We start from the raw sequence: 14851 nt of genomic DNA, 5'->3' as shown, positions 1-14851 counted from the left end.
ATATTACTTTCCTCGTCATATTCTTAAGTCTCCCCAATAACTCCTCGATCATCCAAAACGGTAACGATTACTAGACAAATGTAAACTTTCCATTGTTTTTTAAAACAACTACTTTATACTTAAAGTTATCTACACCAGTTAGTCTGTTTTTAAGCTTTATGGAAATGGAGATTTTTTCCGAATAAGAAAACTGTACAAATTTATAAATGAAATTGTAATAAACTAGGTAAGATGTAATTTATATCCTACATCTCAGTTCAAAAGGTTTTTCTCTTCACATAAACTACCAATAAAAAATCCAAACTATGTTATAATTAGACTTTGTAATTATCCAAAAAAATACAGGGGTCAATTATGAATCAAACTTACAACTTATCTCAAAAATCGAAACATTTTTTACTCATTTTGTTGCCAATCATGGTTACACAGGTGGCTCTTTTTGCAATGTCCTTTTTTGATACGATTATGTCTGGACATGCTGGGGCGAATGATTTAGCGGGCGTAGCCATTGCGACTAGTATATGGGCGCCTGTTTTCACCGGGTTAAACGGAATTCTGTTAGCGGTCACTCCAATCATTGCCCAAATGATTGGGGCGCAGAAGAAGGAAAAGGTTCCTTATATTGTTTTTCAAGGAATCTATCTAGGTGTGGCAATCGCACTCTCTGTCATTGTGATTGGTATATTTGCCATTCCTGCCATCCTGGGCGGCATGAAGCTGGAACCAGAGGTGCACCGGGTTGCTCAGAACTTTTTATTGGCACTTGCTTTTGGTATCATTCCGCTTTTTGTCTACACCGTTTTGCGCTGCTTCATCGATGCTTTGGGTGAGACTAGAGTCACTATGTTTATCTCCCTCATCTCTTTACCGATTAATGTTGTATTAAATTACTTGTTAATCTTCGGTAAATTTGGCTTGCCACGATTAGGTGGGGTTGGTGCAGGGGTAGCGACGGCTATTACCTATTGGATTATTTTGGTGATTACTTATTTTGTTATTTTACGCGTTGGGAATTTTCGGGAGTACGGATTGTTTAGTAAGCTTCATAAGCTCTCCTTTAAGACATGGGGAGAAATTTTAAAATTAGGCTTGCCGATTGGATTCTCCATTTTCTTTGAGACCAGTATTTTTGCGGCTGTTACTCTGCTGATGAGTCGATTCGATACCATTACGATTGCTGCCCATCAGGTGGCAATGAATTTTGCTTCCTTCCTATATATGATACCGATGAGTATCGCCATGGCATTAACGATTGTTGTTGGTCATGAGGTAGGGGCAAAACGAATGAAGGATGCACGTCAGTACAGTTTTTTAGGAATCGGCATTGCCGTAGCACTGGGGTTATTATTTTCAGCAGCTTTGGTTATCTTCAACAAAGAAGTGGCTTCCCTTTACACGAATGACATTGAAGTATTTGAGCTGGCTCAGCACTTCTTATTATATGCCATCTTTTTCCAGTTGTCTGATGCGATTGCCGCACCTATTCAAGGAGCGCTGCGCGGTTATAAGGACGTAAACATTACTTTTATTGTTGCTTTGATTTCATATTGGGTGATTGGTTTACCACTCGGATTTTTGTTGGTACAAATTACCGATTTAGGTGCATTCGGCTATTGGATTGGTTTAATTGTAGGCCTTGCTGTTGGGGCTATTTTCCTAATGTGGCGATTGTTGCATTTGCAGAGGAAAACCGCGAGAATGGCCAGCGAGGGTAATACGGAATAAAAATACAGCATCATACATGACAAAAGAGACGAGCGAGCTTTACGCTCGTTTTTTTTGTACAAAGACGTAATGAAGTATAGATCATAAGATCGCCTGCATAAAGCAATATATAATAAGGAAGCAACTTGAATAGGTTGTCTGTTCTTTGGGACATGATGAGGGAAATAACGGATATTACCCTTTGACAAGTAAAGAAATGAAAGATATACTAAAAACATTAATTGACCATTGGTTAAATAAACGGAATTGAATTGTAAGGAGTGAAGTAGGATGGCGGCAAGAAGGGCGGTAGCTAAGGAACTGAGCCGTGAACAGATTGTAAAAGTAGCTCGCGAACTATTTGCAACACAAGGCTATCGAGCGGTTTCCATGCGAAGTATTGCACAAAAACTAGGCTATAGCCACGGATCACTTTATTATCATTTCAAAGAAAAGGCTGAGCTATTTAACGCTATTGTGCAAGAGGATTATCGTACATTGCAGGAACAAATGAAAAAATCAATGGAACAGACGGATACTGTGAGCCGGCCTCAGCATAAATTAGAGTCGCTAATGGAGACCTTTATCCATTTTGGCCTGAGCCATCCTCATCATTATGAAATGATGTTTTGTTCGAATGAGCCGGAGACATTGGAGTACGCTCGACCAGAACAGGACAGGTGTTATGAAACGTTTGCAAGCCTTGTCAGGGAAAAGGCGGGAGATGCGCTACAAAGGATTGGAAATACGTTCACAATACCATGGGTAATATTCCTTTCTTTACATGGGTTTGTCGTTCATTACATTCAAACGAAGCAAACGTACGAAGATGTGGAAGCACTTGTTAAGGTGCATGTGAGATTTCTGGCTAACCAATTGACTGGCGAGCGCGAGGCTTGAAGTTTGAAGCGAATTGAATAATCAAGCAACGTCATGAACAATACCAAAAGAAAAGCTGAAAATGAAAGAATAGATGGAACAAGAAACTAGAAACCAGAAATCAGAATCAAGAAACAAGAATCCAGAGACAAGAATCAAAAAACCATCAAAAAAGCTCGGCAGTAGTCGAGTTTTTTCTCAAACATTAATTGACCACTGGTTAAAAAGGAGAGCAGGATCATGGAGAAAGCATTGGTATTTGGAGCTACAGGTAGCATTGGAACAGAATTAGTTTTAGAATTACTTCGCAACGGGATTCATACGGTAGCTTTTGCACGCTCTACTACAAAGCTGACGAAATTACAAGCAGAATGGGAAGTGGAAGCGAAGAAACGAGACTATTCCCCAGCTTTGTCCTTATACACAGGAGATGCCTATAGCCTAGAAGATTTGCTACAAGCCGCTAAGGGTGTGGATGTGATTTTTCATTGTGTCAGTGTTCCTTATCCGGAATGGAAAACAGGCCATCCAGCATTGATGAACAATGTTTTAACTGCTGCCAAGCATCATGGAGCAAAAGTGGTTGTGATCGACAACATCTATGCATACGGTAGAGCCAAAACACCGTTAGTAAATGAACAGCACTCTAAAGAACCACATACGACAAAGGGAAAGATTCGGTTACAGCTAGAACAGCTTGTGTGGAAAGCCCACGAGTCGGGTACCCCATGTATGCTTGTTCATTTACCTGACTTTTATGGTCCACACGCAACAAATACGTTTTTACATGTCACGCTTGAGTCTTTGGCTAAAGGGAAGCCTAGTATCTTTATTGGCGATCCTACTGTTAAACGTGAATACATCTATACACCAGATGCAGCCAAAGCGATAATTCGATTGGCTAAACGTCCAAATACGTATGGAACGACTTGGAATATTCCAGGTTCGGGGACGATCTCAGCAAAACAAATCAGGGAGATGGCGCGTCTATATAATGGAAGAAAAAATTTCATGCTCCCAATTGGCCGGAAAGTAATGACAGTGCTAGGCTGGTTCCAGCCCTTTATGAAGGAAATGGTGGAGATGATGTATGTCACAGAATCTACCATTCAGTTAGACGGCAGCAAATATGAATACGAGCTAGGGAGTATTGTACATACCCCTTATGAACAGGGTATAATGGAATGCCTGAAACGATTGAGTTAAGGAAAATATGGGCTTTTGTGTTTTGAAGGTTACTTATGATAATATGAAAAGATAAGAATATAGGTAGACAATACTATACATGTGGGAGCGGACAAATCATGTTTTCCTTTTTGAAAAATATATTGTCAGGTGATGAAAAAGACACCTCTACTTTGCCGAAAAGTAAGGAACAGTCTGTGTTGCCTGTTACAAACACGGATAAACAAGCTTCGGATAAGAAGAATGACAAAGCCAAGAAGAATACGAAACAAAAATCAACTGATGTCGCTACACGCGTGACAGCGCTATCCCTGCACCCGTTATGGGAAAATGAGCTAGATAATATGCAGAAATATTCGATGTCCTTTATGGCTAACCAATTGGAGCCTTTGGAAGAGGGCAATATTGCTATCTCTGGATTTAATATGGTGCCTCATGAGGACGGCGTTGAAATAGCGGCTTTTGTACGAAATGCAAGCGATCAGCCTGTTGCGTTGGGGAAAATGACCTTGCTTATCCTGTTTGAGGGCGATAAGCTATTTACCCGACAAGAATTTGATCTAAGCGAGCTTGGAGAAATTCCGGCGTTCCATGCTCGACCGTGGAATTTTGTATTTACGAGAGAACACTTTATCACGACAAATGTTCTGCTGCAAAACTGGAAACTTGCCTTTGAATTGGCTCAAAATAAAATGGTCCTGCCGAAAAATTTGGAGCTGGAAGAATCTTGGGTAAAATCGTTAACTGACGATCAAAAGAAATACTTTATCGAGCTGGCAAAAAGTCTTCCTGAGCTAAAAGAAGGGGAAGTAAATGTTCAGAGCGTTCAAGCGAAGCAAAACGATGAAGGCGTAATTCGAGCGATTCTCTTAATTCGGAATGGATCGACTCAAAATCTTTCTTTTGAACAATTGCCACTGGCTCTTTATGATGCCACAGGTGATAAGGTAGCAGAGGGTGTATTCCAGCTAAAGGATTTTGTTGTAAATGCCCAAACAAGCAAGCCTTGGATGTTTATTTTTCCAAAAGAGAGCATCCTAAAGGAAAATGTTGATTTATCCCAGTGGAAAGTGCAGCTTGCTCAAAATTAATCTTTTTCCCGGCGAATAACTCCTAGTCACTGACTAGAGATCGTACTACGTTAAAAACGGAATTGATTATATAGGAATTTTGTATCACAGCAAAGAGGGGGATCTTATGTTTAACTTTTTAAAGAATTGGTTTACTAACGATAATGAAATGCGAAGTCACGAGGATCTCAAGAAAGACCTTTCTCAGACTACGCATAATCGGATTGAAGAAGCGACAGAAAAAATGTTAAAATCAAGCGATCTGGAAGTTTCTTTCAACCCAGCATGGAATGAAATGCTGGATCAAGAGAAAAAGTATACCTTGCGCTTCTTAAATGATAGCTTGCCAGATATTCCTGAGGGAACATTAGGACTTACGGGTTTTAGCTTGATTCCTCGTGAAGGGGCTGTTACCGTAGCTTTATTTATTCGTAACGCCTCATCAATACCGGTAGAAATGGGTAAATTAGACCTAGCAATTGCTGTTGAAGGTCATTTATTTGCTAAAGGTGAATTTGATCTGAGTCCAGTTGGAATAATTCCACCAATGAGCAGTCGTCCGTGGGAAATTACTTTCCCAGAAGAATTGGTGACAAACGAAAGATCTATGGACGTTAGACAATGGAAACTGATTATTGGACTGCCACAACGTGAGTTTGTCTGGCCAAAAAATCTAGAGATTGATCCAGCTATGGAAAAACGTTTGACCGTAACGCAAAAGGATCGTCTGGAAAATATGATATACAATCTTCCTTTCTTGGCTCCAGGTACAGTTAGTTTCACCGGTTTTGATATTGGCTTAAAAGAGGATGGGCGTTTAATCGTGGCGATGCTAATCCGCAGCGCTTTGGAAGACACCTTCCAACCAAAGGCATTGCGTGTAGTAGTGCGTGAACGAAACAAGGAGAAGGTAATAGCGGAAGGAATCGTGGATGGAAGTAAAATCAGTCTGAAAAGCGGTTCTAGCAAGCCATGGATATTAGCGTTCCCGCCAAAAGTTGTTAACATGAATCAAACATTGAATAAATCCAATTGGGAATTGGATGTAGAAGTTTTATAGAGAAAGCGTGCAAGGTGACTGCTGAAAAGCATGTCGCCTTGCCTTATGCACAGGAGGTTATAGAATGAGTTGGCAATTAGTTAATTGGTTTGGTTCTAAACAGGGGTTAGAACAGGCCCGTGAGGATATTCATGAGTTTCTACAAAAAGAGTTTTACCTAGGTGTATCTGGCATTGAACAGCCTGAGCAATCGTCAAACCGCATCCCTTCCAAGGAATTGTTTCTAAACTTGAATAGTTTAGCTTCCAAGAATTTGGAAGAGATGGACATTGAGTTGTTGCAATTCATTCACGATGAGTTGCCACCGGTTGTCCGTGATGAGGTAGGGATTTTTCCGTTCTTTACGAATGTATTAAATACGGGCTTCCTGGTAATGACATTTGTTCGTAATGCTACACATCAGGATATTATGTTAAATAAATTACCACTTGCTTTGGTTACCTCTGATGGTAAGGTAGTGGCACGCAAATCCTTTGAGATGCTAACAATGGGTGGTTTGCAAGATATGTCTGCAAGTCCATGTGAATTCCTTTTCACATGGGAGGATTTTTTGTTCATGCCTGAGGATGATACGCAATTATTTATGGTTTATGATAAAGAAAGACTAGATCAATATAAAATGGAAGAAAAGCTAGTGGAGAAACACAACGGCTTAACAGATGAAGAGGAAGAGTCTTATATCCAAAAGGTAAAAGATCTGTTCCCGATCCGTGACGGTCAAGTTGAACTGACAGCTATTGATTTAGTTCAGGTTCCAGATGGCGGCCTAAAAGTAATTGTAGCCTTCATGAATGGTTTAGATAAACGTGTAGAATTCACAGAAGTACCTGTGTATATCCGTGACGAGATTGGTAGAGACGTTGCACGCATGCATTTTGGCCTGCATAGCCTCTACATTAAACCCAAAACTCAACGCGTATGGGGATTCTATATTCCAGCAAGTTCGCTAGAAGGCAAAGATCTGGACTTGTCTAAATGCAAGGCTTATGTACCAGATGCAAGACAGGATAAAGATGTAAAAGCTCAGAAGCTAGAATTACATGAAAATAACAAGGGATTCATTCAGTAATCCTTTTATGACCCCTTTCGTGATGAGAGGGGTCTTTATCTATTGTATTTGGGAAAAATTAGGTGCAGGAAATGGTTGTCTCTTGAGCAAGCCTATACTATGCTATATAAAGAACAATTGAAAGATTAAGAACGCTAATCCTTCCTGATTTACTTCTTTACAGGAGAAGGAGGAAAGGGCACCATATGCGATATACACAGTTGACAAAAAGAATGATTATTCCGGTTGTTGTTACTTTACTTGCTTTTACGGTTGGTGAAAAGCCTGCCCAAGCAGCCGCGATGCCGAACGATCCCTACTTTTCAAAACAGCTTCATTTAACGCAGATTAAGGCAGTGGAGGCTTGGGGGATCGTCAACAGCAATACAGCGATTAAAATTGCGGTACTTGATTCCGGGGTAGACTCTTCCCATCCAGATTTGAAGGACAATCTGTTGCCTACTATTAATTTAGTGCAAGAGGAAAGTGCTTCAGATTTAAACGGGCATGGCACCAATGTGATCGGGATATTGGGAGCTAAAGGAAACAACGGTTTAGGGGTAACAGGGGTTTTATGGAACGCTAAAATATTGCCTATTAAAATTTTGGATAAAAAAGGACTTTCATCATCTGATCGTTTAGCAGCGGGAATTAGACGAGCAGTTAATGAAGGAGCCAAAGTTGTTTTGATGTCCGCCAGCGCACTATATTATTCGAAGGCACTGGAGGATGCAATAGATTTTGCAGAGGATAGGGGAGTTGTTGTTGTAGCGGCTACTGGAAATGAAGGGAGTCGTGTTAACTATCCTGCTGCTTTTCCTACGGTGATTGCGGTTGGTGCCGTTACGAACTCTAATACCATCCATAGCCGTTCTAATTTTGGACCAGAAATTAACCTAGTAGCCCCAGGCGTGAACGTGTATACGACAACAAGAGGTGGCGGGTACGATTCGATGAAGGGCACCTCTGCAGCGGCTCCTCAGGTAGCTGGTGCGGCGGCGTTAATTCTTGCTAGGAACCCAAATATGAAACCGTTGGAGGTACGCCAGCTTCTGTACCATTCAGCAACGAAATTAAATGGAGTGAGATGGGACAGGCGGACAGGATATGGTCTTTTAAATGTTCAGAAGGCAGTAATGAGTAGACTGCCTGAGGATATAAATGAGCCAAACAATACACAGCGTACCGCAGCCGCATTCCCCATGGAAAGTCAGATTCACGGCACTCTAAGCGACAAAGATAAGAGCGATTGGTTTTACACGGATATTCCTTATGAGGGAACCTTAGAATTAAAAGCAGAGGTTTCCGTGGATACGCAGGCTCCATTGGCGGCTAGTGTTTATCAGGATGGAAAGCCTCAGGATACGTATTATCTTGGTAATAAAGCCACTGCAACAATTGCAGTGAAGCCGGGCAAGGTTCACATTCACTTCCAACGGTCTGCGGTGTCTAGCACTTTACGCTATACCATTACCAATCGTTTTGCCATTGCACCTGATCGATATGAGCCAAATAATAGTATTGATCAAGTCCGACCCCTGCCTCCAGGTAATAACATTGAGATCAAGGGGAATTTTCACACAGCACAGGACGTTGATTGGTTTTCCTATTTTGTACGTGATCCAGGCAAGCTTTATCTGCGAGTGGATACAGATACTCTACGATTAGACCCGGAAATTAAGGTGCGTAAAGAACGCGATAAGACATCTGGCGGAATTTCCCTTAATAGCAGCTCGCCCACTGATCCATTAAAAAGCCTAGAGATGAACGTCACGCCAGGTCGCTATTTGTTCCAAATTCAGAACAGCTATCCTGCTGCTGTGAGCGGCGAGTACTTTTTTCAGCTAAATTATATGCCTGAACGAAAAGACCCAAATGAACCAAACGATACTTATCGTTTAGCTACAAAACTAGGGGATAACAGTCTAATTACAGGCACAATTCCTTCAGAAGCAGATAACGATTGGTTTACATTTTCGGTTCCAAAAGAAACGTATGTTACCATTCGGGCACCTTATGTACCGCCACAGGTAAAGATCATGATGAGTATTTACGATAGTCGCGATATGAAATATGCAATTCGAGCGGAAAAGGTTTTCGGACAAGATAATAGCATTGTCTTTGAAAAAAAATTAGCTGCAGGGACATACTATATAAAGCTGACCAGTACTACGCCATTCCGCTATGATGCGTATCGATTTACATTGACTCGTCAGGAAATGTACGGCGGCTTTCGAGACATACATGGGCATTGGGCTAGAAATGATATAGGTCGTTTAACTCAACGTGGAGTCATTACCGTACCTAATACGTATAGCTTCCGTCCAGATGCTAATATGACGCGAGCTGAATTCGCAGACATGCTCCTTCGCTCGATGAAGGCCAAAAAGCTTCCAACTGGTCGAATAGGTCTTAATACCTATAAGGATTTAGATAAGAAGCATTGGGCATATGAGAGCTTGTTACAGGCTTCTCAGTTGGGAATTATGAGTGGCTTCAATGGGAAAATTGAACCGGATCGACCTGTTAATCGAGCAGAAATGGCTTTGATGATTGCGCGTGCTAAAAAAATAAACGTGTCAAGATCGTCCAATACTTCTTATCGTGATGTCCCTCATTCACATTGGGCGGTGGCTGCAATCGAAACACTTTCACACTATGGCTGGTTACACGGTTATCAGGATGGAACCTTTAAGCCAGATCGTCCTGTGAAACGTGGGGAAATGGTCACTGTATTAGCTAAATCCTTCCAATTGTAAAATGCCGGGTTTTTTTACAAAAGTACATTGACACCCTTCTAAAAAAAGATTATTCTATAAATCATGGATATTACTCTTATCCAGAGTAGGTGGAGGGACTGGCCCAATGAAGCCCGGCAACCGTTTTGAGCGGTGCTAACCAGCAGAGAAAGGATAACTATCTAAATAGTTAGACTCACTCTGGCCGATAAGAGGGTTAAGGAACGCATTAGAAAAGCAACCTTTTCCTCAGCGGAGGGAAAGGTTTTTCTTTTTGTCGTGATGGAAACCTGGCTCGGCAAACATACTATATATCATGTTTCCAGTTGAAGGAGGTTTTAAGTATGGAATTGCAAAAAGGGCGTCGCTTGTTTACATCTGAGTCCGTTACTGAAGGACATCCAGATAAGATTTGTGACCAAGTTTCTGATTCTATTCTTGATGCGATCTTATCTAAAGATCCGAATGCTCGTGTAGCATGCGAGACATCTGTTACCACCGGATTAGTACTTGTGGCAGGTGAAATCACAACTTCTACATATGTAGATATCCAAAAGCTAGTAAGAGATACGATTCGTGAAATTGGTTACGATCGTGCAAAATATGGTTTTGATGCAGATACATGCGGTGTTATTACTGCAATCGGCGAGCAATCAGCAGATATCGCACTAGGTGTTGACCAAGCGTTGGAAGCACGTGAAGGTAGCATGACTGATGCTGAAATCGAAGCAATCGGTGCAGGTGACCAGGGTCTAATGTTTGGTTATGCTTGCAACGAAACACCAGAATTAATGCCTCTTCCAATCAGCATGGCTCACCAGTTGGCGCGTCGTCTGACAGAAGTGCGTAAAAATGGTACGCTTGAATACCTTCGTCCAGATGGTAAAACGCAAGTAACTGTTGAATACGATGGCGATAAACCAGTTCGCATCGATACAATTGTTATTTCTACTCAACATGCTCCAGAAGTAGAACTAGATCAGATTAAAAAGGATCTAATGGAGCAAGTAATTAAACCGATCGTTCCTACAAATCTGTTAGACGATCAAACGAAATACTTCATTAACCCAACCGGACGTTTCGTTATCGGTGGTCCTCAAGGGGATGCCGGTTTAACTGGTCGTAAAATCATCGTAGATACGTATGGCGGTTATGCTCGTCATGGCGGTGGTGCATTCTCCGGTAAGGATCCTACAAAAGTAGACCGTTCTGGTGCTTATGCAGCTCGCTATGTAGCGAAAAACATTGTAGCTGCAGGTCTTGCTGAACATTGCGAAGTACAGGTAGCTTATGCAATCGGGGTAGCTCAACCGGTATCTATCGCTGTAAATACATTTGGAACAGGAAAAATTGCGGAATCTGATTTGGTAGCATTGGTTCGCAAGCACTTTGATCTGCGCCCAGCAGGCATTATTAAGCAATTAGACCTACGCCGTCCGATCTATAAACAAACCGCAGCATATGGTCATTTCGGACGCAATGATCTGAATGTACCATGGGAGCGTACAGATAAAGCAGAAGATCTAAAAAAAGACGCTGCTAGCCTGTAAAAAATACAGAGAAGCCTAGGATTTTCCTGGGCTTCTTTTTTCTTATGAAAATTGCGAAAAAGGCTAGGCAAGTACAACTTCAATGGGGTAGACTACGTAGAGGATTCTGTAAATCTTTGTCGAAAAGCACTATAATAAGATCGAAAGGAACATGGGCGCATCATGAAGAAAAAACCTTTCTTTCTCGTCTTTTTCCTTCTTCTTCTGCTGTTTTCTATCCTTGTGTATTGGTTTAGACCAGAGAATGTAGGGATAGAAAATACGGATTATGTGCAACAAAAGACGGGGGATCATACGTCTCATTCATTAGAACCTAAAGGGCCAGACGTAGAGCAAATTCCTTCTAGAATTAGTAAACCAGAGGAAAAGCTATCAAACGAGAGATGGTATAAAGACAAGGTTGTCATCTTGAATTATCATCACATTGACCGTGACAGTAATAAGCCATTTGTAATAACACCAGAGCAGTTTGGTGAGCATTTACAATTTATAAAGGAACATAACTTTCATCCTATTAGCCTAAGAGAGTTTTTTACTTTTATGCAAACAGGCGTAACTGCCAAGGAGAATGCAGTTTTATTTACGTTTGATGACGGCTATGAAAGTTATTACACACATGCATATCCGTTGCTTTCCAAATATGGGTATCCATCTGCATCTTTTGTAATTGCAGGTAGATTGCGAGATACCATGGATCGAAAGCGAGAAAATATGACCGTTCCTTTAGCTTATCAACAAATTGACGAAATGCTGGCTTCCGGCTTAGTTGATATTGGCTCGCACACATTCAGTTTACATGAGCATAAAGAGCTGGATGAGTGGGGAGTACAGAAAGCGGGAACAGAGCCTGTATATCTAGAAGAATTCCAACGTGCAGAGAATGAGGAAGAGTACCAAAGTCGTTTATTTGTTGATTTTAAGATGTCGAAAATAGGCTTAGAGCAACTTGTGAAAAAGCCTATAGCCTCTCTCTCCTTACCCCAAGGCTATAAAAGCAAGATTGTGATTGACTCGGCAAAGGAAGCAGGATATCAGTATGTCTTTACATCTAGAAGAGACGTTGTGAAGCCAAATGAAGATCCATATTCCATCCCGAGATTTGATGTAGGAATACGCAAGGTAGGTGCACCCCAGCTCCTTGAACTATTTACTAAAGTAAAAATGGAAGAATAAGGGGGAAACCCATGGATAAAGGCATTGATATCAGCCTTCTAGATGGGGTCATAAAAAAAACGATTCGAACGGTTGAAATGAGCAAAGAGCAAATATTTCAGATAGCAGAAGGTGCTCGTTCGGAAAGTAATGCAATCAAAAAAGAGATTGTTGAAATACGGCAAATATTGGCAGAAGTGATCCAGAATGTTGATAATTTAGAGTTACAGTCCCGCCGATCAAGGTCGAGATTGGTACAAGTAAGCCGCAATTTTCAAAGCTTTACTGAAAACGATATTCGTGCAGCTTATGAGGAAGCTCATAATGTTCAGATAGAGCTTTCCTTAATGCGTGAGCGGGAAAATAACCTAAAGAAACGCCGCGACGAGCTAGAGTTTCGTTTGCGGAATATTTTAGAGACAATTACTAGAGCAGAAGGGTTACTAAGTCAGATCAGCGTGGTTCACAGCTTTTTAGCAGGAGATTTGTCCAAAGTAGAGGAAGCCTTGGAATCTGCCAAGCAGCATCAGCTTATGGGACTTAAAATTATTCAGGCCCAGGAAGAAGAGCGTAAGCGGGTAGCCCGAGAGATCCATGATGGACCTGCACAATCCATGGCCAATGTAGTATTGCGTACAGAAATTGTAGAAAAAATGTTGAAAAATGACGCAATCCAGGATGCTCAACAGGAATTAGGCAGCTTAAAGGAAATTGTAAGAATGAGTTTAGCAGATGTCAGAAAAATTATTTTTGACTTGAGACCAATGGCTTTAGATGACTTAGGACTCATTCCAACTTTGCAAAAGTATATACAAACCTTTGAGGATCGTAGTAAATTACATATTGATCTAATTGTTTTTGGTAAAGAACATAAGTTGGAAAGTTCATTTAAGGCAGCAGCTTTTCGCTTAGTTCAGGAATGCCTAAACAATGTGTACAAGCATGCGAAAGCTAATTTTGTCCAAATAAAGGTTGAGTTTCAGCTGGAAAACATGTTTATTGTCGTAAAAGATGATGGAATTGGATTTAATGTGAGTGAGGTTAGCAAAAAAGGACAATCGTTCGGAATAATGGGAATGAAGGAACGTTGCCAATTACTGAATGGCAGAATCGGCATTACGTCCAATAGCCAAGAAGGGACTAGAGTGGTGTTTCAAATACCGCTACAGCCCGCGTCAGTATTCAAAAGTACCGGCAAACAGGGAGGGTAATAACGGTGGAAAAATTGTTGGATGAAATTAAAATCGTGTTAGTAGACGATCATCAATTGTTTCGTGAAGGCGTAAAGAGAATACTCGATATGGAATCTGGTTTCAAAGTGGTGGGCGAAGGTTCAGATGGAATGGAGGCTCCCAAGCTAGTAGCTGAATACAGACCAGATGTATTATTGATGGATATTAATATGCCAAATGTCAACGGTGTTTCGGCTGCAGAAGAGGTAGTAAAAATTAGCCCAGAAACAAAAGTAATCATTTTATCCATTCATGATGATGAAGGATATGTCTACCGCACACTGCGTTCAGGAGCATCCGGTTATTTACTAAAGGATATGGGGACTTCTGAATTGGTAGAAGCGGTACGCGTAGTTGCCCAAGGTGGAGCATATATCCATCCAAAAGTGACCGGTAAGTTAATCGACGAATTCCGTCGCTTAAGCGAGCAGGAGGAGTCAATGGATCGTAGTATTACGTTCGAAGAGTCACCAGTGATGGATCCGCGTATCATTGAATCCTTGACGCGTCGTGAGCGTGAAGTTTTGCAATTAATGGCAGAAGGGAAAAGCAACCGAATGATCGGTGAATATTTATTCATCAGTGAAAAGACGGTTAAAAACCATGTAAGCAGTATTTTACAAAAGCTAAATGTACAGGATCGTACTCAAGCTGTGGTTATATCCATCAAGAATGGCTGGGTAAAGCTGTAAGATTTTTAAGCGGATCATACATCATTTATGAAAAATGAGTGTGGAGAAAGCAACCAAGTCAAGCAGTACGGCATACCTTATTACAGGAGGGGATGACCGTGTTGGCTGATTTTATGATCTGGTTGTTTGCAGCATACGGCTGCTCCGCTCTTTTGCTGAAAATGTTCTATATCTGGATGGAGTCAGGCAGGGCCACTTCTATTATGGAGCCTTTGACCTTGACACATTATCAACTACTTTTGCATAATTCAGAGCATCGAGTTGAAGAGGCTGTACGTACCCTGATGTTTCAATCTGGTTTATATGGACAGCCAATTAGTATTAGTTTTGTGGATGAAGGCTCTTCTGACGATACGCCGCGGATGACGGAGATATTATACCGAGTCCATCCAGATACCATAAGAGAACAACAAGCAGGAAGAGAATCGGTCGTTGTCATCGATTTACGAACGGTTGGAAAAGAGGCTAGCTAAGTTATAGGCTGGTCTCTTTTTTCTTGCATGCTCCCTTTGTCTTTTTTAAGAATAAGGACAAGGGGGGA

Annotated in this window: 12 protein-coding genes and 1 riboswitch; all 12 genes read left to right on the top strand. The window is 41.2% G+C overall.

Going from position 1 to position 14851, the window contains the following annotated elements:
- Window positions 1-354: 354 nt before the first annotated feature.
- The 12 genes from GOP56_RS14555 to GOP56_RS14500 all read left to right on the top strand — a co-directional run bounded on the left by GOP56_RS14555 (window position 355) and on the right by GOP56_RS14500 (window position 14783).
- A complete protein-coding gene (locus tag GOP56_RS14555) occupies window positions 355-1725 on the top strand; it encodes an MATE family efflux transporter (protein ID WP_003344554.1) in 1371 nt (456 codons plus the stop codon).
- 270 nt (window positions 1726-1995) lie between these two features.
- A complete protein-coding gene (locus tag GOP56_RS14550; RefSeq protein WP_163245927.1) occupies window positions 1996-2604 on the top strand; it encodes a TetR/AcrR family transcriptional regulator in 609 nt (202 codons plus the stop codon).
- A 219-nt stretch (window positions 2605-2823) separates the two neighbouring features.
- On the top strand, window positions 2824-3789 hold the full coding sequence (locus tag GOP56_RS14545; protein ID WP_163245926.1) for an NAD-dependent epimerase/dehydratase family protein: 966 nt from the start codon (window positions 2824-2826) through the stop codon (window positions 3787-3789).
- Between the two features lie 98 nt (window positions 3790-3887).
- Window positions 3888-4859 carry an accessory Sec system S-layer assembly protein gene (locus GOP56_RS14540; protein WP_121473062.1) on the top strand — a complete coding sequence of 324 codons (972 nt, stop codon included), beginning with the start codon at window positions 3888-3890 and terminating at the stop codon, window positions 4857-4859.
- A gap of 106 nt (window positions 4860-4965) precedes the next feature.
- On the top strand, window positions 4966-5898 hold the full coding sequence (locus tag GOP56_RS14535; protein ID WP_003344550.1) for an SLAP domain-containing protein: 933 nt from the start codon (window positions 4966-4968) through the stop codon (window positions 5896-5898).
- 64 nt (window positions 5899-5962) lie between these two features.
- Window positions 5963-6967: an SLAP domain-containing protein gene (locus tag GOP56_RS14530; protein ID WP_003344549.1), complete on the top strand. Its 1005-nt coding sequence runs from the start codon at window positions 5963-5965 to the stop codon at window positions 6965-6967.
- Window positions 6968-7152: 185 nt separating this feature from the next.
- Window positions 7153-9705 (top strand): S8 family peptidase, encoded by a 2553-nt coding sequence (locus GOP56_RS14525; RefSeq protein WP_096886484.1) that lies wholly within the window; start codon window positions 7153-7155, stop codon window positions 9703-9705.
- 73 nt (window positions 9706-9778) lie between these two features.
- A riboswitch (SAM riboswitch) is annotated at window positions 9779-9899 on the top strand.
- Window positions 9900-10028: 129 nt separating this feature from the next.
- The gene (gene metK / locus GOP56_RS14520; RefSeq protein ID WP_003334298.1) at window positions 10029-11234 is read left to right on the top strand and encodes a methionine adenosyltransferase; all 1206 of its coding nucleotides are present in this window, start codon (window positions 10029-10031) and stop codon (window positions 11232-11234) included.
- 162 nt (window positions 11235-11396) lie between these two features.
- The gene (locus GOP56_RS14515; RefSeq protein WP_068792148.1) at window positions 11397-12407 is read left to right on the top strand and encodes a polysaccharide deacetylase family protein; all 1011 of its coding nucleotides are present in this window, start codon (window positions 11397-11399) and stop codon (window positions 12405-12407) included.
- Window positions 12408-12418: 11 nt separating this feature from the next.
- Window positions 12419-13597 carry a sensor histidine kinase gene (locus tag GOP56_RS14510; protein WP_003344545.1) on the top strand — a complete coding sequence of 393 codons (1179 nt, stop codon included), beginning with the start codon at window positions 12419-12421 and terminating at the stop codon, window positions 13595-13597.
- 5 nt (window positions 13598-13602) lie between these two features.
- On the top strand, window positions 13603-14310 hold the full coding sequence (locus GOP56_RS14505; RefSeq protein ID WP_003334302.1) for a response regulator: 708 nt from the start codon (window positions 13603-13605) through the stop codon (window positions 14308-14310).
- Between the two features lie 92 nt (window positions 14311-14402).
- On the top strand, window positions 14403-14783 hold the full coding sequence (locus GOP56_RS14500; protein WP_236867697.1) for a hypothetical protein: 381 nt from the start codon (window positions 14403-14405) through the stop codon (window positions 14781-14783).
- The last annotated feature ends 68 nt before the right edge of the window (window positions 14784-14851 follow it).

This window comes from Brevibacillus sp. 7WMA2 (genome assembly GCF_010748895.1).
Classification (GTDB): domain Bacteria; phylum Bacillota; class Bacilli; order Brevibacillales; family Brevibacillaceae; genus Brevibacillus_B; species Brevibacillus_B halotolerans.
This window is presented reverse-complemented; position numbering and strand designations above follow the sequence as displayed.